The organism is Luteibacter sp. KNZ12-1A (assembly GCF_056755675.1).
The window spans coordinates 79059-98799 of sequence record NZ_JBPGXU010000004.1 but is presented as its reverse complement, the minus strand read 5'-3'; the positions used below and the strand labels follow the sequence as shown (position 1 = coordinate 98799).

Here is a 19741-nt window from a genome sequence, read left to right as displayed (position 1 = left end):
GCGAAAACCGGATTTTCCGGCTTCTAGGTCACCCGTCCGTCGACCGCGTCAGGCTCTCCCACCGATCGATGTCCGCTGTCATGGCGGCCAGTTTTTCGCGTACGAGGGACAGCGCATCGCTGCCGAGCAAGAGGTGCGCGGGAGGCTCTGGCAGGCGGGTCAATGCCAGGATGGCCTTTGCCGCCTTGGCGGGGTCGCCGAGTTGCCGGCCGCTCTTTTCCTGGCGGGCCTGGCGGATCGGATCGAACAGCGCGTCGTAGTCCGGAATGCGGCGCGGCGAACGTTGCATGGAGCGACCGGCCCAGTCCGTCCTGAAGCTGCCCGGCGCCACCGCGGTCACATGCACGCCGAAGGGACGCAGTTCCTTGCCCAGCACTTCGCTTATCCCTTCGAGGGCGAACTTGCTTCCGCAGTAGTACGCGATGCCCGGCATGGTGATGAAACCGCCCATGGAGGTGATGTTGACGATGTGTCCCCCGCAGCGCTCGCGGAAACGCGGTACGAAAGCGTGGGTGACCGCTACGGCACCGAATACGTTCACCTCGAACTGGCGGCGCATCTCGGGGAGTGGCGATTCCTCGAAGATGCCTTCATGACCGTAGCCCGCATTGTTCACGAGTACACCGACCGGGCCGAAGCGCGCTTCCGCGTCGGCCACGACGCCGGGTATCGCATCGATATCGGTCACGTCCAGGAGGACGGCATGGGCACGGCCATCGTCCTGGGCTTCGAAGGCGCGGCGCGCGTCCTCGTTGCGAACGGTACCGATCACCGCATGGCCGGCGGCCAGCGCTTCGCGGGCAAGGGCCAGGCCGAAGCCGCTGCTGACGCCGGTGATGAAGAAGGTCTTGCTTGTCATGATGATCTCCAGGTCAGGAACCGGACCCATGGTAGGCATCCGATGCGCTGTCTCCCATGTCATGGCGTATGGGGTCATTGCCTGATCCTATGAGCAACACTTGCGGCGAGGCCCGCCAAGCCGGAGAGTGAAGGCATGGATACGCCGCTACGCCACCGCATGATCGCCCTGCTCCGCGACCTGGCTCCGGACGAGGGCTACACGCTGACCACGCTGCCCGACGTGCGCCTCCTGCGTTCCGACCGGCCATTGAGCCGTACCCCCGTGCTCTACGAACCGGGCATCGTGGTCGTCGTGCAGGGACGCAAGCGCGGTTTCCTGGGAGACGAGGTTTTCGTCTACGACGACCAGCACTATCTCGTCGTATCGGTGCCCGTGCCCTTCACGATGGAGACGGATGCCTCGGCCGACGAACCATTGCTCGCGATCTACTTCCGCCTGGACCACGCCATGGCCGCCGAGGTCTGCATGCGGCTCGACGAATGGCATGGTGCATCGTCGGCCGCGCCGAAGGGCCTGTATTCCTCGCCCATGGAAGAGTCCCTCGCGGTGTCCGTCCTGCGCCTTCTCGAAGCGTTGGCGCATCCCCCCGACGACGCCGTGCTCGGATCGGCGCTCCTGCGCGAGATCTACTACCGCATCCTCTCCGGTGCGCAAGGCGGATCGCTACGTGCCGCGCTCGCCCAGCAGGGCAAGTTCGGCATGGTGGCCCGCGCCATCCGCACCATTCACCGCCGCTATGCCGAGGCGCTCGCCGTCGATGACCTCGCCAGCGAAGCGGCGATGAGCGCACCCACGTTCCACGCGCACTTCCGCGCCATGACCGGCACATCGCCCATGCGCTACGTGCAGTCCACGCGTTTGCACCAGGCACGCCTGTTGATGCTTCGCGAGCACGCCACGGCGGCCGCGGCGGCCACCGCCGTGGGCTATGAAAGCGCCTCGCAGTTCAGCCGCGAGTTCAAGCGGCTGTTCGGAAGGCCGCCCGTCGAGGAAGTGGAGCGGATGAAGCGGAGCTTCGCGATGCCGGCGGCACGGGTGCCATCAACGTACGTGTCGTCGCATTGAAGCCCCCGGTTGTGCGAACCAGTGCATCGCTTCAACCGACGACCCGCATCCAGGTTCCCGTGATCTTTTCCTGGAGAACTTCGACGGCGCGGCCGGATCCGCGGAGATCCCGTGCTCGTTCGAGCGCGAATTGCACCGCCGCCCCCTCCGACGCAAACGTCTGCTGAACCGCCCCAGGCAACAGGACCCACCAGTCGCGATGATTGATCGACGGGTAGAAGACGAATACCCGCAGGGTCTTAAGTGTCTCGTTGGCCAGGCGTTTTCGCCGGAGTTCGGCACGCACGTCGCTCGACAGGATGCCGACCTGCATGACCGCCGCGCGCAAACGATCTTCGGAAACCCCCAGGTTTCGTGTCCAGAAACGGATGTCCCCGGGAAAGGACACGTCCACCTGGGTGGCATCCTGGGGCGCGTACGGGTGATTCAATGCGCGCATGGCGGGTATTTCTCCAAACATGGATGTTTGGCACACCGGAGGTTACGGGCATGTGACCTGAGCCCCTTCCGGACACATGCCGCAGACATGCCTTGATGAGATCCTCGTGCTAATGTCCCGGAACACAGGAACGCCATGCTGCCGCTGACGCCCCTCGACCCCGCGCTTTCCTCCTCCATCGCCCACGCCACCGCGTGCTCCGGCGAGCACTTCACCCTGCCCCTGCCTTCGGGCGGCCTGGGTCACGGCGTCCTGCTGCGCTTCGATGCGGCAACCTTCCACCCGGGCCTTTTCGCCGAGCAGGGCATCGCCGTGCCCGACTCCGTCGCACGCAGTGTCCTTAAACGGCAAGCCGACTTCTTCCATGGACGGCTGGCCGCCAGGCTCGCCTTGCGAACCATGGGTATCGAAGGCGACGCACCCATCGGGATAGGCGACCAGCGCGAACCGCTGTGGCCGACCGCGGTCATCGGCAGCATCTCGCACACCGCCGGTATCGCGGGTGCCGTGGTCGCACCCTCCGGAGCGGTACCCGGCATCGGACTGGACATCGAACACGTCGTCAACGCCGATGCCGCGGCCGCATTGCGAGGCCCGGTCGTCGATGCGAACGAGCAGGCCGTGCTCGACACCTTGTTCGCCGACGATCCCCTGCTCGGCCTGACGATCGCCTTCTCGGCAAAGGAATCCCTCTACAAGGCGCTGTTCCCGCGCGTCGGGACCTTCTTCGACTTCGACACCGCCATCGTCCAGTACGTCGACACCGCCGCGCGTACCGTCCGGCTCATGATCAGGACCACGCTCGCACCGGCATGGCCTTCCGGCACCTGTCTCCAGGTTCGTTACGATCTCCTGTCGTCGCGCCTGGTCATGACGCATTTCGCTTGACCTGGTTATCAATTTCGAAGGGACGGCTCTGCAACACTCCGGTCAGGGGTAACCACGAGGAGCGCTTCTGACCATGAGATCGGTGATCGACTTCGTACGCATACACATTCGGACCTTGCTGGCCACAGCCGCCTTTACGGCCATGGCCGCTTCTACCTCCGCGGCCGAGACGGCGGCACCCGCGAATGCGCGGGCCGACGGTTCCACGGCGGTAGCGCGGGCGCGGGTGGCCGCGGACGTGCTGATGGGCTCGTACGACCAGGGAAAGGCATGGTTCCCGGCCAGCTGGTGGAACTCGGCGGTGGCCTTGCAGACCATCGGCGACTACATGCAGCGCACGGGCGACCGTCGCTATATCGGGCAGTTGGACAACACCTTCGAGAAAGACAAAGGCGTGTTCCCGGCCGGCGTATTGTCGGGTGACCCCTTGCTGGGCAACTTCACCAGCCGCGCCATCGACGACTCCGAGTGGTGGGGCCTGACCTGGCTGCAGGCCTACGACCTTACCGGCGACCCGAAGTACCTGGACATGGCGGTCACCATCGCCCACTACGTCGAAGGCTATTGGGACACGAGCACGTGTGGCGGCGGCGTCTGGTGGGATGGTGAGCGCACCTATAAGAACGCCGTCACCAATGGCTTGTGGATCCGTCTCACCGCCGAACTGCACAACCGCATCCCCGGCGACACGGCGTGGCTGGCACGGTCGCGTACCGCCTGGACGTGGTTCCAGGGCAGCGGCATGGTCAACGCCGACGGCCTGGTCAACGACGGCCTCACCAACGCCTGCACCAACAACGGCCAGACCGTGTGGAGCTACAACCAGGGCCTGGCGATCGGCGCGGGGCTGGAGCTGTGGCGGGCCACGAGGGACCCGCGGATCCTGACGACAGTTCGTCGCCTGGCGGACGCCGCCATCGGTCCGAATGCACTGGTTACCGATGGCATCCTGACGGAACGCTGCGACGCCGCCGACCAGACCTGCGACGACAACGGCAAGCAGTTCAAGGGCATCTTCATGCGCTACTGGACCGACCTCGTCGACACCACCCGCGATGCCCGTTACGCGGCGTTCGCCGACCAGCAAGCCGAGGGCATCTGGAGCAACGACCGCGATGCCGCCGATCGCTTCGGCACCCGTTGGTCCGGCATCACCAGCGACGACCATCCAAACGTATTCGATTGGCGCACCCAGGCCAGTGCGCTAAGCGCCTTGATCGGGGTCATACCGATTCCGACGCCCTCGGCATCGCTGGCGGCGACCCTTTCACCGGCGCAGCCGGTCGTCATGCCGGCCGCCTCGGGTACCACCACGTTGCCCATCGATCTCGGCGTGTCGGCCACCGGATTCTTCCCGCTCACGACCCTTGTCTCCGTGGATACGCCTGCCGGATGGAGCGCTTCACCATCGGGCACCCTCGTGCGACTGCAGCCGCACGGCAACGCGATCCCGGTCGAAGCCAGCCGCGCGCTGCGGATCACGGTACCGGGCTCGACACCCGATGGTCATCACAGGATTACCGCCAACGTCATGGCGGCCGGCCTGCGTTTCAGCACCCAGGCCGACGTGCTGATCGCTCACGCCATCGACTTCGACACGGGGACGGTCGACGAAAACCCGTGGTTGTTCGACGCCGATGGCTCGCAAAGCAATGGCGTGCAGAACCGCTTCGCCGACGGGAATGCACACTTCACCTATCGCTTCCCCTTCCCCGCCGACACCACCTCGGCCCAGGTGATCCTCACCATCGACGCCGAGTTCCTGGTGCAGGTCAGCAGCGACAACGAACACTGGACGACGGTGTTGCAAGAAGACCGCCCGATCACCGACGGATCGAACAAGGCCGATCGCAGCATCGACCTGACACCGTACCTGGCCACGGCAGCCGATGGCTCCAAGCCCGTATACCTCCGGGTATCGGACTCGTTCCCCCATGATGGATGGGGCGGCCGCGTTTACCACGTCAAGGCGAACATCGCCGAATAGCCGGGCGATCCATCCGCTCCCGGTCACCGGGGGCGGATGGACCTGGCGGTCATAGTGTCTCGGCCGATTCATCGAACGGTAAGACTACGCCGATAACGTGCAATCCATGGTTTAGATCGATTGAATCGATGGGGAGCACCGTCTTGAGAATGGCATGCCTTGCCGCTGCACTCATGCCCTGCGTGTCCTTCGCGGCGTCGGTGACACGCATCAACGATGTCCAGTACATCGGCAGCCACAACAGCTACCACGCCGGCCTCGCCACGGGCGAGGCGGAGGTCTGGCGTCGCGTCGATCCGGCGACCTACGCCATCCTGGCCTACTCCCATCCAGCGCTGAGCCGGCAACTCGACGACGGCGTACGGCAGTTCGAACTGGACGTATACGGAGATGCGCACGGCGGCCGTTATGCGAAGCCGGCGGTGGTAGCGCAGGTCGTCGCGGCTGGCCTCGTGGCGGACGCCCCTTTCGCCGATCCCACCGTGATGGCCGCGCCGGGGTTCAAGGTCATGCACATCCAGGACCTCGACCAGCGCAGCACGTGCCAGCCGCTGCAAGCCTGCCTTCGTGAACTGCTCGCATGGTCCCGTGCGCATCCGCGGCACCTTCCGATATTCGTCCTGCTCGAAACGGAGGAGACGCCGCTTCACCTGTCTTTTCCCACCGTGGTGCCGGAGCCGTTCGATACCGACGCCATGGACCGGTTGGATGCGGAGATCCGGAACGTCTTCCCTCGTTCGGCGTACATCGCCCCAGACGATGTCCGCGGCAATCACGCGTCCCTCAACGATGCCGTGCGCCACGGCGGGTGGCCTTCGCTGGACTCGGCACGGGGTCGATTCATCTTCCTGCTCGACCAGCATTCGGTCAGCAAGGCTTACCTGGCCGGCCATCCGTCCTTGCGTGGCCGCGTGATGTTCACCCATGCCACGCCCGGCGAGGACGACGCCGCGTTCCTCGAATTCAACGATGGTCCGCCGGACGAAATCGCCCGGCGCGTGCGCGAAGGCTATCTCGTCCGCACACGTACCGATGCCAACCTGAAGGAAGCCTTGCAAAACGACGTGCAACGCCGGGACGCGATGTTCGCCAGTGGCGCGCAGCTGCTCAGCACCGACTTTCCCGCGCACGAACCCGCTTCCAACGGCTATGTCGTCGCTTTTCCCGGTGGCACGACCGCTCGCTGCAACCCACAGCGCCCCCGCGACACCTGTACCCGGGCAGACCTGACGCCCTGACCCGCGACCGGGCCACCGCGATGGCCCGCCTCCCTCTTGCACTCCCCCAAGGTTCCCATGCGCAAGCCTTTCCCGCACGCCCTGCTCTCACTTTCCATCGCCCTGGCGCTCTGCCATACGACGGCGGCGCACGCGAACGACATCGAGGCGGCGACCGACAAGAAAGTCACGGCGCTGAGCGGCATGAACGTCGATGCCCAGGTGCCCGCGGCCGGCACCGTGGACGAACAACGGCTGTCCGCCGGGGTGACCACGGTCATGAGCAAGCAGGAGATCGATGCCGTACCCACGGCGAATATCGCCGACGTACTGGCGCATTTGCCCGGTCTCTCCGCATACAGCGACATGCACCTTGGCCAGGCCGCCACGGGCGAAAGCGAGTACGTCACCATTCGTGGCCTGGACTCGAGCTACAACGCATACACCCTCAACGGCTTCGCCTTGCCCGAAACCGATTCCTCGACGCGCGCCATCTCCCTCAACATGCTCGCCCCGTTCGGAATCCAATCGGTCAAGGTGTCGAAGACGCCCACGCCGGACATGCCGGGAGATTCCATCGGCGGCGCGATCGACATGCGCACGCCCACGGCTTTCGACTTCGCCGGCGACACCTACGCCAAATCGACCGTCCAGGGCAGGATGAACGACCTGGCCGAGCATCGCGGTCTTCCCGACAAGGGCGGCGTGTTCCAGCAGGAAGTCGCGCACCGGTTCGGCGCGTCGAAGCAATTCGGCATCTATGCCGCCGGCTATTATGGCAAGTACGACAACGCGGCCGAAGCGGTGGCACCCAATTCACAGTACACGCCGATCGACCCGAGGCAGGCCAAGGCGACCGACCTGTCGCAGGCCGGACCGTTGCAGAGTTCGCAGTACAAGTACAGCGTGTACACCAATCGCATCAAGCGATACGGTGGCAACGTCTCGCTCGACTGGAACGGCGAAACCACCTCGCTCTTCGCACGCGCGCTCTATGGCGCCTACGACGTGCAGGGTGAGCAGAACCAGATGTCGGCACGCAACCAGGGAACGACACAGGTACTGCGCGGTGGATACTTCAATACGCGCGACATCAAGGAAAAAACCGCGACCCTCCAGCTGGGCGGTAGCAGCGCCGTGGATGCGCTCACGCTGGATTACGGTACGTCGTATGGTGTCGGTTTTCGCAATGTCCCGGACCACGTGGAGGCGAGCCTCTACGGCGCGCAAAGCCCCGGTCAGTTTCAGTTCGACCTGGGCAACCCCACGTTTCCCAGCCTCGCCGGAACACCCGCCGCGCTACGCAACTATGTCTACAACCTGGCGACGGACAGCTTCTGGAAAACCCAGGGCGGCGATGCCGGCAGCAAGGACACGCGCATCAATGTCCACGTCGATGGCACGTATGCGTTCCCCGACGAGGCGATCGAGAACCTGAAGTTCGGCCTAGCCGCGGATACCTCCAAGCGAAACGCCTACGACCACCCGTTCACCCATGACGACAACAACTTCGTTTATGGAGGACCGTTCTTTGGCGGCCCGAATTATCCGTCGTCCGCACCTGGCGGCCCCTCACTCGCCGACTTGCCCGGCCATCTCGTCACCCGCCCTTTCGGTGGGCGTTATGCAGGCCCCTTCAAGCTGATCGACCGGCAATGGGTGCTCGACCAGGCCGTGCCGTACAAGTACCTGGACGATCCGAATGGCGCCGGCAATTACACGGCTAACGATTACAACGCCAACACCACGTCCAGTCGCGAAAACATCTTCGCCGGTTACCTGATGGCGACGTTCCGGGTGCAAGACCTCACCGTGACGCCGGGTGTCCGTTACGAACTGACCGATTACTCGTCGACGGCGTGGCGTTCCAACGGCGACGACGCGACGGGGGCGTTCGTCGGTCAGGGAAGGCGCTATGGGGAGCTCCTGCCCGGGATCAACCTCAACTACCGGCCCGATGAGTTGACCGTCTATCGTGCCTCGCTACGGCGGAGCTTCAGCCGTCCGGCGTTCGGGCTCATTTCGGGCCAGACGACCTACTCCATCGACGACATCAGTGGGCAGGTGGTCGGAATTTCCAAGCCCAATCCGGACCTGCGCCCCACCACGGCCGACAACCTGGACCTGTCCGCCGAGTTCTACGACAGGAGCGGCGGCTTGCTCACGGCCTCGGCGTACTACAAGCGGCTGAGCGATTTCATCTATACCTCGCAATCGTCCACCGGCAACGACAGCACGCTGGGCGGCAACGTGCCGACCGGCACGGTGGTGACGGGAGGCGTACCCGTGAGCATGCCGGAGAACGGTGGCGACGCGAAGATCTATGGCCTGGAAATGGCGCTGCGCAAGCAATTCGTCACCCTGCCCGGCATCTGGAGCCATCTCGGTGTCGCCGGTAACTTGACCGTCCAGCACAGTTCCGCGCATAGCGGGCGCGAGGATCATCCGGGCAGCACCTGGTTACCCCGCGCGCCGGAGCGCATGTATAACGCCGACCTGTTCTACCACGACGGCCGGGTGCATGCCGACCTGATCTACAACTACACGGGCCTGCAGCTGATCGGCTTGAATGGCAACGGCCTGGATTACTACCTGCAACCGATGAAGACGCTCGACTTCTCGGCCACCTACGACCTGCCCCATGGCATCGGCGTCGGCATCGCGGTGAAGAACCTGCTCGATCACGCCACGTTCCACGAGACCTCGGGCAAGTCCAAGCGCTATCTGGCGTACGATCCGGGTGCCGATGGGGCGTATGTCGAGACGGGTCGCGTGTACATGGTCAACCTGAGCTATACGTTCTGATGGTTCTCCGTGGACTTCGCCATCTCGTGGCGGTCATGGCGTTCGTTGCCATGTCGATGCCGGCTTCCGCCGCCGACGACCTGCAACTGGAGCGGGTCATCCTGGTCTACCGGCATGGCGTCCGTTCGCCACTCCCCGGCGAGATCCAGGTCGACGAGGTGCACGGCCGGGCATGGCCTGCGTGGCCCGTGCAGCCTTCGATCCTCACGCCGCATGGCCGGGAGGGCGTGATGGTCATGGGGCGATTCGACCGCCAGTGGTTGTCCGGCGCCGGCCTGTTTCCGCCCCAGGGTTGTCCCGCGGGCCGCGGCGTCGGCATCTGGGCCAATACCGACCAGCGCACCATCGCCAGCGCCCAGGCACTCGCGGACGCGTTCGCGCCGGGCTGCGGCCTGACCGTCGGGCACCTGCCTGAAGGTGCCGCCGACCCGGTGTTCAATCCCGTGGCCGCGAACGCGGTCGATTGGGACGGCCAAGCGGCCCTTGCCGCGATACAGCGTGAGACGCAAGGGCCCGATGCGCTCACCGCCCGGCATCGTGATGCGATGTCGGCCTTCGGTCGTGTCATGGGTTGCGTCCCCGGCGACTCGCAACCCGCCTGCGTTCCAGCGACATGGCGCGGCACGCTCGCGTTGGGCTCGGATGGCAAGGGCATCGCACTGGGTGGCCCCATCGCCGACACCTCCGGTACGTCGGAAGCCATCATCATGGCTTACCTCGAAGGGAAATCGATGGCCGAGGTCGGCTGGGGGCGCGTCGACGCGGCGACCTTTCGCTTCCTGTCGCAGTTACACTCGCTGCTGTTCGATGTGCATGCCCGGCCCTCGTACGTGGCCGATCGTGTCGCGGCCGTCCTGGCTGGCCGCATCCTCGCCATCCTCGACGACCCGCACGCGCCACGCTTGAACGTGTTCGTCGGTAGCGACAACAACATCGTCGCACTGGCAAGCGTGCTGGGCATGCATTTCGAGATGCCTGGCTATGGAAAGGACGATCCGCCGGTGGGCGGCGCGCTAGGCATCACGGTGTGGCGTTCGCGTGGCGATGGGCATCGCACCGTCCGTGTGGTGTACCAGGCACAGACGCCGGACCAGTTGCGCTACCTGACGCCACTGACGAAGGACAAGCCGCCAGCGCAGCGATCCCTCGTTCCGTTCGCGTGTCGCGCTTCTCCCTCGCATTGCGACCTCGACAAGGTGCTGGACGCGCTCCGCCGGTCTGCTTCACATGTAACCAGCTGAGCAAGCCCATCAGGCCTTACGCCGGTCTCATCCGGTAAGACTTCGCCGCGCCGACGCCAGCATGTGCAGCTACACGCCGATAACCTCGCCATCCTCCTTCGTGAACGGCGTCGCCAGCGGCGGAATGATCTCCAGCACCACCTCCGACGGGCGGCACAAGCGCGTGCCGCGCTCCGTCACCACGAAGGGCCGGTTAATCAGGATCGGGTGGACGAGCATGGCGTCGACGATGGCCTCGTCGCCCACGGCGGGATCGCCCAGGCCGAGCTCCTCGAATGGGGTGCCCTTCTGCCTTGCCGCCTGTCGCGCCGTGAGCCCGGCATCGGCGAACAGGCGCAACAGCGTGGCCTTGTCCGGCGGATGCTTCAGGTACTCGATGACGGTCGGTTCGATGCCGGCATGGCGCAAGATCGCCAGCGTGTTGCGCGACGTGCCACAGGCGGGATTGTGATAGATGGTGGCGTGCATGATCAGATCCTGGACACGATGGCTTGCGCTGCCGCGGCGGCGCCCTTGCGCTCGCTGTAACGGTCGACAAGATACTCGCTACGGCCACGGACCAGGAGGGTGAATTTCATCAGCTCCTCCATCACGTCGACCACGCGGTCGTAGAACGGTGACGGTTTCATCCTTCCCGCATCGTCGAATTCGCTCCAGGCCTTGGCGACCGAGGACTGGTTCGGGATGGTGACCATCCGCATCCAGCGGCCAAGCACGCGCAGCGCGTTGACCACGTTGAACGACTGCGATCCTCCGCAGACCTGCATGACCGCCAGGGTACGGCCCTGCGTAGGACGCACGCTGCCGTCTTCCAGCGGCAGCCAGTCGATCTGGTTCTTGAAGACGCCGGTCATCGTGCCGTGCCGTTCGGGACTGACCCATACCTGCCCTTCCGACCACAGCGACAAGGCCCTCAACTCCTGCACTTTCGGATGCGTGGCCGGCACGCTGTCGAGGATGGGAAGTTCCGCGGGATCGAAGACGCGGGTCTCGGCGCCGAGGTGGCGAAGGATGCGCTCGGCTTCGAGCGCGAGCTTGCGGCTGAAGGACTGCGGCCGCAACGAACCATAGAGAAGCAATATCCGCGGCGGATGACCGCTATCGCCATCGACGGTCAGTCGTTCCCATTCGGGGTGCGGCAGGTCGCCGGTCAGGTGGGGAAGATCGACAGGGTGCACGGCAGCTCCACGGGTTGCGCGACGATAATGATTCTATCATTCTAGAAATATAGAAACCAAGTAAAGACCCGCATGGCCCTCGCGCTTCGCCGACGTCGTCGCCTTGCGGCTGTCCGTGACGTGACGCCAGGAACCCCTTTGTTACACTCGCCCACCATGAAAACCGCCGACACCATCAAGGTGCTTTCCGCCCTCGCCCAGGAGTCTCGACTGGCGATTTTCCGCTTGCTCGTGGAGCAAGGTCCGGAAGGCCTGCCGGTGGGCGCGATCGGTGAGCGCCTGGGCCTGCCCAATGCGACGTTGTCGTTTCATCTGAAGGAACTGCTGCACGCGGGCCTCGTCACGAGTCGCCAGAGCGGCCGTTTCATCTACTACGCGCCGGTGATATCCGCGATCGACGAACTGGTCGATTACCTGACCCAGAACTGCTGTGCGGGCAGCGGCGGCGACTGCGCTCCGGCCATGGGGCGTGCGACCAAGGCACGATCAGCCAAGGCGCCTTGAACGCGACTCCTGGCCGATGGGAAGGCATTCCATGGAAAACGGTTCGCCGCAGGGGAACCTAAACCGTCGGTTGGTGCCAGGCCAGTGCCGTTTCCACCGTGAAGGGATCACCGACGAACTGGCCCGAGCCGGGAAAATCCTCATCCGTGCCGATCCAGACCTCGCCATCGTATGTCCCGAGGACACCGAAGATATCGACGATGGTTCGTCCGGCATCGTGGCTGTCGTTTTCTCTCCAGGCATGAAGAATGCCTTCGATCTCTCCCAGCCTCTTCCAGATCGCCTTGGAGCACCTGTTTTCGCAGCGATTCCTCAGCTGGTTTCGCTCCTGGTCGCTCATAGCGCCGCCCGGCGACAGGATGGATAGGAACGGCAGCAGGAACAGTTCAATGGGCCCCTTGCGATCCGTCTTTTCCAGCTGCCGCTTGGTCTTTGCAAAGGTGTGCTTGTCACCGTCGTTATAGAACTGGTTGGCTCTGAACCCCATCTCCAGGAAGCGCGGAAACATGCGGTGGTGTTGGAGTTCATTGTCCAGCGCGATGAGTATTTCCCTCACGATGATGTTTCTTGGGGGAGGGGCTATGTTGGTCAGGTATCTACGATACCCGTCCAGTTGCACCCGGGCGTGTAAAAGCTCGTGAGCCAACGCAGCATCCGGATACTTGGCGCTTCCATACTCGATGTCGATGACCCCGTCAGTCAGCTCGACGGTCCACGTCACGGTGTCTTCGCCGGCAGACCTTGCCACTATGGGCATGGTGGCCTCCAGTTCGAGATAAAGCGCATCCACTGACGCGTTATTCCGAGCCTTGTTGATCGACGGCTTGTCCGATGGGATATCCACCATTGTCATTCCGCCGGACATGCCGCCGGCGCGGCCACCCTGTGTCGCAGCGTCACCTGCGCGAACGTGAACGAGATCACCGCGCAGGCGGCGATGCCGACGACCATCGGCAGTGCCGTGCCGTCGATGAAGCGTCCCAGCAGGGCGATCACCAATGAGCCCGTGCCGAACTGCAAGGTGCCCATCAACGCCGATGCGGTACCGGCGATGGCGCCATGTTCTTCCAGTGCGATGACCGCCGAGCTGGGAATGACCAGGCCGAGGAAGCCATAGCCGACGACCAGCATCGTCATTAGCACGGCAAGGTTGTCCACCCCTGCCGCGGTGATCGCGGCCAGCAGGACCATCGTCGCGGCGTAACCGACCACGGCGGTCTTCACCACCCGCTTCAGCCCGTAGCGACTGCCCAGGCGGCCCGTGAACTGCGAGGCACCGATGAACGATACGGCGTTCACGGAGAACGCCAGGCTGTACTGGGTCGGGGTCAGGCCGTAGTGGTTGATCAACACGAAGGACGAGTTGGCGAGATACGCGAAGAAACTCGACACGCCGAACGAACCGATGAGGACGACGCCGAGGAAATGGCGATCACGCAACAGCGTGGCGTATCCCCTCAATGCGGAACCGACCGTGCTTTCCAGGCGCAGGTGGGCCGGCCGCGTCTCCTTGAGCACCGTGGCGACCATGATCAGGCCGAGCACGGCCGCGCCGGTGACGACCCAGAACACGCCACGCCAGCTGGCCAGTTCGATCACCAGGCTGCCGGTCAGCGGCGCCAGGATCGGCGAGACGCTGAAGATGAGCATCAGCAGCGACATCAGCCGCGCGGCGTCGTTGCCGGTATGCATGTCGCGCACGATGGCCCGCGGGATCACCATGCCGGCGCAGGCGCCGAGGCCCTGGATGAAGCGGCACACGATCAGCGTATGGATATCCGGTGCGAGCGCGCAGCCGATGCTGCCGAGCGCGAAGATGGACAGGCCGACGTAGATCGGCCGCTTGCGGCCGAACATGTCGGACAGCGGTCCGTAGACGAGTTGGCCCACGCCCATGGACATGAAGAAGACCATCAGGCTGAGTTGCACGGTGCCGATGTCGGCATTCAGGCTCTTGCCGATCGACGGTAGCGCCGGAAGGTACATATCGATGGCGAACGGCCCGATGGCCGACAAAAGGCCAAGGACGAGCGCCGCCTTGAAGAAACGGGAAGCCATGGAGGGGGAGTCCGGAGAGACGAATACACGAAGTGTACCCGGCGGCTAGACCGGACGCGAACTCAGTTCCAACCAGTCGAGTTCCTGTTCGACGGCACGATAAGCCTCGTCGCCGATGCGTCCGCCGTCGCGCAGTTCATCGAGTGCTTTCCTCGTACATGGCATCAGTTCCTGGCGCAGGACATTCTCCCGGGAGTGGCGCGGATCCTTGCCCTTCTCCACCGCTTCCAGCGCCGCCCGGTATTCGTGGCCCAGCCGCCGCGCGGCATCGCTGGGATCGTTGTCGAGATACGCGATGGCCGCCTTGAGTGTCGCGACGCGTGCGAGGGCGATCTCGCGAGCCACCTTGCCATCCTTGGGCAAGCGCAACAGCAGGAGCAACGGCCGTAAGGTCAGGCCCTGCACCAGGAGCGTTCCCAGCACCACGGTGAACGCAGTCAACAGGATGAAATCGCGCTGTGGAAAGTCCTTGGGAATCGCCAGCGCCGCGGCCAGGGTAACGATGCCGCGCATCCCCGACCAACCCACCATGAGGCCGCTCTTGAACGTCTGCGCACGGCTTTCGACGGGATCGTCACCCTGGCCCGCACGTTGGGTCTGCCGTCGCGCGAATCCGTAGAGCAATACCCATGCCAGGCGCACGACCACGACCACCGCCAGGATCGCGAGCGCGGCGACGAACTGGCCCTGCTGGTCATGACCGCGGAGTCCCTCGATGATCGGCAACACATGAAGTCCGATCAGCGTGAAGGCCATCACGTTGAGCACGAAGGTGATCGACTCCCATGTGGCGAACGACGGGATGCGAATGGAGGGAGGCATGGCTTCCGTGGAGCGGCGCGCGGCCGTGATGGCGAACACGACGATCGTCACCACGCCGGACAGGCCAAGGTGTTCGGCAAGCAGCCATACACCGAAGGTCGTGACGAACTGCACGATGATCGAGGCGGGAGCATCCGTCATCCGGACGGTGAGGACGCCCGTCAGTTTCGCCAGCACCCATCCGGCGACGACGCTACCGACCACGACCAGGCCGAAGGCGGGAATCGCCTTCCCCACGCTGAAACCACCCGCCGCCACGGCACCCACCGCAAGCTTGTAGATCAGCAGCGACGACGCGTCGTTGAGCAGGCTCTCGCCTTCGAGGATGTTGCGGATGCGGTGGGGCGGTTCCACCTGGCGCAGCACGGCCAGCGCCGCCACCGCGTCGGGAGGCGCCAACAGCGCGCCCAGCGCGATCGCGGCGGCCCAGGGCATCTCGGGAATGAAGAAGCGTGCCGCGAAGGCGACGGCAAGGGTCGTCAAGCCGACCGCGACCATCACCAACGAGAGGATCGACGCCCAGTTCTCGCGCAGGTCGCGCAGCGACGCGTCGTGGGCCGCATCGAGCAACACGGGGGCGACGAAGAGCGCGAGGATCAGTTCGGGCGGGAGATCCAGGCGCGGCATCCCCGGCAAGAAGGCGACCAATGCTCCACCCACGGCAAGCAGGGTCGGATAAGGCACGTTGATCCGGTCCGCGAGCATCGACAGGAGCGACGCGCCGAGAAGCAACCCAAGAATCATCTCGAAGATCGGCATGCGCGCCCGCTGGTTCCGGAAGGCATGAACATATGACATGGACAACGGGCCGGGCAAGCAAGCCCATTCATGAATGGAAAGGATAAGTGCAAGCACTTTATTGGGGTTCATCGGACGACGGCGAGGCCGTAGCATGATCGACTCAGCCCCCGCAGGACCCCTCGATGAAAAAGCGCAGCCTCGGTAAAAGCGGTCTCGACGTATCGGCCATCGGCTTCGGCTGCATGGGCCTCAACTCCAGCTACGGCCACGCCCTCGGCGACGAGGAATCGATCCGGCTGGTCCGCGATGCCGTCGATCGCGGCGTCACCTTCTTCGACACGGCCGAAGTGTACGGTCCCTTCACGAACGAGGAGATCGTGGGCAAGGCGCTCGCACCGGTACGCGACCGGGTGGTGATCGCCACGAAGTTCGGCTTCGCCATCGATCGCGAGAGCCGCAAGCCGATCGGGCTGGACAGCCGGCCCGGACACATTCGCGAGGTCGCCGAGGCCTCGCTCAAGCGCCTGGGCATCGAAACGATCGACCTGCTCTACCAGCACCGCGTCGACCCGAACGTCCCCATCGAGGACGTCGCGGGTGCCGTGAAGGATCTCATCCAGGAAGGAAAGGTCCGCCATTTCGGCCTGTCCGAAGCGGGCGCGCAGACTGTCCGCCGGGCACATGCCGTGCAGGCGGTGGCGGCCGTGCAGAATGAGTATTCGCTGTGGACCCGTAGCCTGGAGACGAATGGCATCCTCGATGCCTGCGAGGAACTCGGCATCGGGCTGGTGGCATACAGCCCGCTGGGCAGGGGATTCCTCACCGGCGCCATGAGCAAGGACACGAGGTTCGGCGACGACGACTTCCGCAAGAACCTCCCCCGGTTCTCCCCGGAAGCGATGGCCGCCAACGAGGCCCTGGTGGACCTGCTCAAGGCGCTGGCCAACGACAGGAACGCCACGCCTGCACAGATCGCCCTTGCCTGGCTGCTGGCGAAGAAGCCGTGGATCGTCCCCATTCCCGGTACCACCAAGTTGCATCGCCTGGAGGAGAACCTGGCGGCGGCGGACCTCGAACTCACTTCCGCCGACCTGGAGCGGATCGAAAACGCGGCCACGGCCATCGCCATCCAGGGCGAGCGCTATCCACCCCATCTCATGGCCACCATCGGCCGCTGAGGCGGGCGCCCCGCTGGTACGATCGACAGGGACTCATGCGGGGCGTTCATGACTTATGCGCAAAGACATCTACGACATGATGGCCTTCCTCGCGGTGGCCCGGGAAAAGAGTTTCACGCGGGCCGCGGCGAAGCTGGGCACTTCGCAATCGGCGCTCAGCCACACCATGCGCGCACTCGAGGCGCGCCTCGGCGTTCGCCTGCTCACGCGGACCACGCGCAGCGTCTCGCCCACCGAAGCCGGCGAGCGACTCATCAATACGGTGGGCCCCCGTTTCGAGGAAATCGAAGCGGAGATCGAGGCGTTGGGCGAACTGCGTGAACGGCCGGCGGGGACCATCCGCATCACCACGGCGGAACATGCCGCCGACACCATCATCTGGCCGGTGCTGGAAACCTTCCTGCCGAAGTACCCGGACATCAACGTCGAGATCACCGTCGACTACGGCCTGGTGGATATCGTGGCGGAGCGTTACGACATCGGCATCCGCCTGGGCGAACACCTGGCCAAGGACATGATCGCCGTGCGGATCGGCCCGGAGATGCGCATGGCCGTGGTCGGCACGCCGTCCTATTTCGCGAACCGCAAGCGCCCCAAGACGCCCCAGGACCTCACGGGACACAACTGCATCAACCTGCGGCTGCCCACGTACGGCGGGCTCTACCCATGGGAGTTCGAGAAGAACGGGCGCGAGGTGAAAGTGCGCGTGGAGGGCCAGATCGTCCTCAACACCATGAACCAGATCCGGCGAGCCGCGCTTGCCGGAATGGGGCTCGCATGGCTACCGGAAGATGTCGTTCTGGACGACATCCGCGAGGGCCGGCTCATTCGCGTGCTGGAAAGCTGGTGCGACGCCTTTCCGGGTTATCACCTCTATTACCCGAACCGGCGCCAGGGATCGCCCGCGCTCACGCTGCTCGTGGATGCGCTGCGCTACCGCGGCTGATCGGCGTCGAACAGGACTATGCTTCGAGGACCGCGCGCATCCAGGAGATGAGCCATGCCCGTGCTGGTATCCGTCAACGTGGGGCTGCCACAGGACATCGAGTGGCAAGGGCGAACCGTGCGAACGGCTGTCTTCAAGCAACCGGTCAAGGGCCCGGTGATGGCGCGACGCCTGAACCTGGACGGCGATGGCCAGGGAGACCTCGCGGGCCATGGTGGCGAACACCGCGCGGTCATGGTCTACCAGGTGCAATCGTACCGATACTGGGAGACGGTCCTCGGACGCACGCTGAGCGGCCATGGCCAGTTCGGCGAGAACCTCACCGTCGACGGCCTTGCCGATGATGAAGTCTGGATAGGCGATCGATACCGGATCGGCGGCGCACTTTTCGAGGTGACCCAACCCAGGGTCACCTGTTACCGCGTGGGAATCCGTCTCTCCGAACCGCGCATGCCGTCATTGCTCGTGGCGCATCGGCGGCCCGGATTCTATTGCAGGGTGATCGAGGAGGGCGTGGTAAACGAGGGCGACACCATCGTCCTGGAAACGCGTGGCGACGGCATGAGCGTGGCCGAGGTCGACGCCCTGCTCTACCTGCCGGAACGCCCCGAGGAAAAACTGCGCCATGCGGCGGGCTTGCGAGGCCTGAGCGAAGGCTGGCGCGGTTCCTTCGAAGCCTTGTTGAAGGCCGGACCCGAGCGCAATGGAAACGCGGGGCTGGCCAACGTGCCCGAAGCACCGCCGGCCTGGGTGGGGTTCCGCGACGTGCGCGTCCTGTCCGTGCACGAGGAAAGTCCCCACGTGCGATCGTTCGTGTTCGGTCCGATGGACGGCGCTCCCCTGCCCGCCCCGCGTGCCGGACAGTTCCTCGTGCTGAAGATCGACCGTCACGACGATGGCGCGGCCCTGCTCCGCAGCTACTCCATCTCCGACGCCTCGCATCCGGGCAGCTACCGCATCAGCGTGAAGCGTGCGGAGGGCATGGGCAGCGCGTACCTGCACGACCACGTCGAAGCCGGCTCCATCGTTTCGATCAGCGCGCCACGCGGCACGTTCGTCCTGCCCGACGACGAACGCCCGCTGGTCTTGTGGGGTGTCGGCATCGGCGTGACACCGTTGCTCGCGATGCTCCACGACATCGTCGCCCAGCGCGGCCGCTGCCCGCGCAAAACCTATTGGATATACGGAACGCGCGATGGCAGCGAACACCTGTTCGCGCAGGAAGCACGTGAGTTGCTCGGTCGACTCGACGGCGTGACCTCGCTGGTCGCCTTCAGTCATCCACGCCCAGGGGATCGCCTTGGCACGGACTTCGACGTGACCGGCCGCCTGCGTGCCGCGGACCTCGCATCACTCGGCATTCCAGCCGATGCCCGCTTCCTGCTTTGCGGTCCGCCCTCCTTCATGCAGGAAGCGCGTGAAGGCCTGCGCGCGTTGGGCTATCCGGCCGATTCGATACGCTCCGAATTCTTCGGGTCGAACGAATCGATGGCTCCCGGCGTCGTGAACACGGTCGTCGTTCCGCCACACCCACCGGCCGGCCAGGCCGGCACCGGCCCATCGGTAACGTTCGTACGCAGTGGCCTTTCGGTGCGCTGGGACGACCGCTTCCAGAGTTTGCTGGAGCTCGCCGAGGCAAGCGACGTGCCCGTGCGCTGGTCGTGCCGTTCCGGTGTCTGCCACAGCTGCGAAAGCGGCCTGATCGGCGGGCGTACACGCTACTCCCCGGACCCCCTCCAGCCTCCCGCCGACGGCGCGGTGCTGATTTGTTGCGCCACGCCGTTGACGGACCTCGAACTGGATCTGTGAC

The 19741-nt window shown here is 64.8% G+C and carries 17 protein-coding genes; 10 read left to right on the top strand and 7 right to left on the bottom strand.

Features of this window, described 5'->3' with window-relative positions:
- Positions 1-28 precede the first annotated feature (28 nt).
- Entirely contained in the window at positions 29-859 is an 831-nt protein-coding gene (locus tag ACR9ZJ_RS02160) for an oxidoreductase (protein WP_481286738.1), read from the bottom strand.
- A 135-nt stretch (positions 860-994) separates the two neighbouring features.
- Between ACR9ZJ_RS02160 and ACR9ZJ_RS02155 the strand changes: the two genes are divergently transcribed.
- The gene (locus tag ACR9ZJ_RS02155; RefSeq protein WP_481286737.1) at positions 995-1927 is read left to right on the top strand and encodes an AraC family transcriptional regulator; all 933 of its coding nucleotides are present in this window, start codon (positions 995-997) and stop codon (positions 1925-1927) included.
- A 31-nt stretch (positions 1928-1958) separates the two neighbouring features.
- Here ACR9ZJ_RS02155 and ACR9ZJ_RS02150 read toward each other — a convergent pair whose 3' ends face one another.
- Positions 1959-2366 (bottom strand): DUF3606 domain-containing protein, encoded by a 408-nt coding sequence (locus tag ACR9ZJ_RS02150; protein WP_481280442.1) that lies wholly within the window; start codon positions 2364-2366, stop codon positions 1959-1961.
- A gap of 135 nt (positions 2367-2501) precedes the next feature.
- Between ACR9ZJ_RS02150 and ACR9ZJ_RS02145 the strand changes: the two genes are divergently transcribed.
- From ACR9ZJ_RS02145 to ACR9ZJ_RS02125, 5 genes are all read left to right on the top strand, one after another.
- Positions 2502-3254, top strand: a complete 753-nt coding sequence (locus tag ACR9ZJ_RS02145) for a 4'-phosphopantetheinyl transferase family protein (protein WP_481286736.1) — start codon at positions 2502-2504, stop codon at positions 3252-3254.
- 73 nt (positions 3255-3327) lie between these two features.
- Positions 3328-5241 (top strand): glycoside hydrolase family 76 protein, encoded by a 1914-nt coding sequence (locus ACR9ZJ_RS02140; RefSeq protein ID WP_481286735.1) that lies wholly within the window; start codon positions 3328-3330, stop codon positions 5239-5241.
- A 128-nt stretch (positions 5242-5369) separates the two neighbouring features.
- The gene (locus ACR9ZJ_RS02135) at positions 5370-6479 is read left to right on the top strand and encodes a phosphatidylinositol-specific phospholipase C1-like protein (RefSeq protein ID WP_481286734.1); all 1110 of its coding nucleotides are present in this window, start codon (positions 5370-5372) and stop codon (positions 6477-6479) included.
- A gap of 57 nt (positions 6480-6536) precedes the next feature.
- The gene (locus ACR9ZJ_RS02130; RefSeq protein WP_481286733.1) at positions 6537-9263 is read left to right on the top strand and encodes a TonB-dependent receptor; all 2727 of its coding nucleotides are present in this window, start codon (positions 6537-6539) and stop codon (positions 9261-9263) included.
- A 35-nt stretch (positions 9264-9298) separates the two neighbouring features.
- On the top strand, positions 9299-10504 hold the full coding sequence (locus ACR9ZJ_RS02125; protein WP_481286732.1) for a histidine-type phosphatase: 1206 nt from the start codon (positions 9299-9301) through the stop codon (positions 10502-10504).
- Positions 10505-10573: 69 nt separating this feature from the next.
- Here ACR9ZJ_RS02125 and arsC read toward each other — a convergent pair whose 3' ends face one another.
- Together arsC and arsH are read right to left on the bottom strand one after the other, a co-directional pair.
- Entirely contained in the window at positions 10574-10972 is a 399-nt protein-coding gene (arsC, locus tag ACR9ZJ_RS02120; protein ID WP_481286731.1) for an arsenate reductase (glutaredoxin), read from the bottom strand.
- A gap of 2 nt (positions 10973-10974) precedes the next feature.
- Positions 10975-11658, bottom strand: coding sequence for an arsenical resistance protein ArsH (arsH, locus tag ACR9ZJ_RS02115; RefSeq protein WP_481282699.1), 684 nt, complete (start codon positions 11656-11658; stop codon positions 10975-10977).
- Between the two features lie 180 nt (positions 11659-11838).
- Between arsH and ACR9ZJ_RS02110 the strand changes: the two genes are divergently transcribed.
- On the top strand, positions 11839-12186 hold the full coding sequence (locus ACR9ZJ_RS02110) for an ArsR/SmtB family transcription factor (protein ID WP_481286730.1): 348 nt from the start codon (positions 11839-11841) through the stop codon (positions 12184-12186).
- A gap of 58 nt (positions 12187-12244) precedes the next feature.
- Here the strand turns inward: ACR9ZJ_RS02110 and ACR9ZJ_RS02105 are convergent, their stop codons facing one another.
- The 3 genes from ACR9ZJ_RS02105 to ACR9ZJ_RS02095 are packed head-to-tail and all read right to left on the bottom strand — an operon-like array spanning position 12245 to position 15864.
- The gene (locus tag ACR9ZJ_RS02105) at positions 12245-13033 is read right to left on the bottom strand and encodes a hypothetical protein (RefSeq protein WP_481286729.1); all 789 of its coding nucleotides are present in this window, start codon (positions 13031-13033) and stop codon (positions 12245-12247) included.
- Between the two features lie 2 nt (positions 13034-13035).
- On the bottom strand, positions 13036-14244 hold the full coding sequence (locus ACR9ZJ_RS02100) for a multidrug effflux MFS transporter (protein WP_481286728.1): 1209 nt from the start codon (positions 14242-14244) through the stop codon (positions 13036-13038).
- A 45-nt stretch (positions 14245-14289) separates the two neighbouring features.
- Positions 14290-15864, bottom strand: a complete 1575-nt coding sequence (locus ACR9ZJ_RS02095) for a cation:proton antiporter (protein WP_481286727.1) — start codon at positions 15862-15864, stop codon at positions 14290-14292.
- Positions 15865-15989: 125 nt separating this feature from the next.
- Here ACR9ZJ_RS02095 and ACR9ZJ_RS02090 point away from each other — a divergent pair, with 125 nt between their 5' ends.
- From ACR9ZJ_RS02090 to ACR9ZJ_RS02080, 3 genes are read left to right on the top strand one after another with little or no spacing between them, the layout of a single operon-like run.
- Complete coding sequence (locus tag ACR9ZJ_RS02090; protein WP_481286726.1) at positions 15990-16985, top strand: aldo/keto reductase; 996 nt, start codon at positions 15990-15992, stop codon at positions 16983-16985.
- Positions 16986-17040: 55 nt separating this feature from the next.
- Positions 17041-17931 carry a LysR family transcriptional regulator gene (locus tag ACR9ZJ_RS02085; protein WP_481286725.1) on the top strand — a complete coding sequence of 297 codons (891 nt, stop codon included), beginning with the start codon at positions 17041-17043 and terminating at the stop codon, positions 17929-17931.
- Between the two features lie 54 nt (positions 17932-17985).
- A complete protein-coding gene (locus ACR9ZJ_RS02080) occupies positions 17986-19740 on the top strand; it encodes an MOSC domain-containing protein (RefSeq protein WP_481286724.1) in 1755 nt (584 codons plus the stop codon).
- Position 19741 lies beyond the last annotated feature (1 nt).

Excerpts from the sequence above, each read along its gene's own strand:
- ACR9ZJ_RS02160 (WP_481286738.1), bottom strand. The coding sequence starts at position 859 with ATGACAAGCAAGACCTTCTTCATCACCGGCGTCAGCAGCGGCTTCGGC.
- ACR9ZJ_RS02155 (WP_481286737.1), top strand. The coding sequence starts at position 995 with ATGGATACGCCGCTACGCCACCGCATGATCGCCCTGCTCCGCGACCTG.
- ACR9ZJ_RS02150 (WP_481280442.1), bottom strand. The coding sequence starts at position 2,366 with ATGCGCGCATTGAATCACCCGTACGCGCCCCAGGATGCCACCCAGGTG.
- ACR9ZJ_RS02145 (WP_481286736.1), top strand. The coding sequence starts at position 2,502 with ATGCTGCCGCTGACGCCCCTCGACCCCGCGCTTTCCTCCTCCATCGCC.
- ACR9ZJ_RS02140 (WP_481286735.1), top strand. The coding sequence starts at position 3,328 with ATGAGATCGGTGATCGACTTCGTACGCATACACATTCGGACCTTGCTG.
- ACR9ZJ_RS02135 (WP_481286734.1), top strand. The coding sequence starts at position 5,370 with ATGGGGAGCACCGTCTTGAGAATGGCATGCCTTGCCGCTGCACTCATG.
- ACR9ZJ_RS02130 (WP_481286733.1), top strand. The coding sequence starts at position 6,537 with ATGCGCAAGCCTTTCCCGCACGCCCTGCTCTCACTTTCCATCGCCCTG.
- ACR9ZJ_RS02125 (WP_481286732.1), top strand. The coding sequence starts at position 9,299 with ATGGCGTTCGTTGCCATGTCGATGCCGGCTTCCGCCGCCGACGACCTG.
- arsC (WP_481286731.1), bottom strand. The coding sequence starts at position 10,972 with ATGCACGCCACCATCTATCACAATCCCGCCTGTGGCACGTCGCGCAAC.
- ACR9ZJ_RS02110 (WP_481286730.1), top strand. The coding sequence starts at position 11,839 with ATGAAAACCGCCGACACCATCAAGGTGCTTTCCGCCCTCGCCCAGGAG.
- ACR9ZJ_RS02105 (WP_481286729.1), bottom strand. The coding sequence starts at position 13,033 with ATGGTGGATATCCCATCGGACAAGCCGTCGATCAACAAGGCTCGGAAT.
- ACR9ZJ_RS02100 (WP_481286728.1), bottom strand. The coding sequence starts at position 14,244 with ATGGCTTCCCGTTTCTTCAAGGCGGCGCTCGTCCTTGGCCTTTTGTCG.
- ACR9ZJ_RS02095 (WP_481286727.1), bottom strand. The coding sequence starts at position 15,864 with ATGTCATATGTTCATGCCTTCCGGAACCAGCGGGCGCGCATGCCGATC.
- ACR9ZJ_RS02090 (WP_481286726.1), top strand. The coding sequence starts at position 15,990 with ATGAAAAAGCGCAGCCTCGGTAAAAGCGGTCTCGACGTATCGGCCATC.
- ACR9ZJ_RS02085 (WP_481286725.1), top strand. The coding sequence starts at position 17,041 with ATGCGCAAAGACATCTACGACATGATGGCCTTCCTCGCGGTGGCCCGG.
- ACR9ZJ_RS02080 (WP_481286724.1), top strand. The coding sequence starts at position 17,986 with ATGCCCGTGCTGGTATCCGTCAACGTGGGGCTGCCACAGGACATCGAG.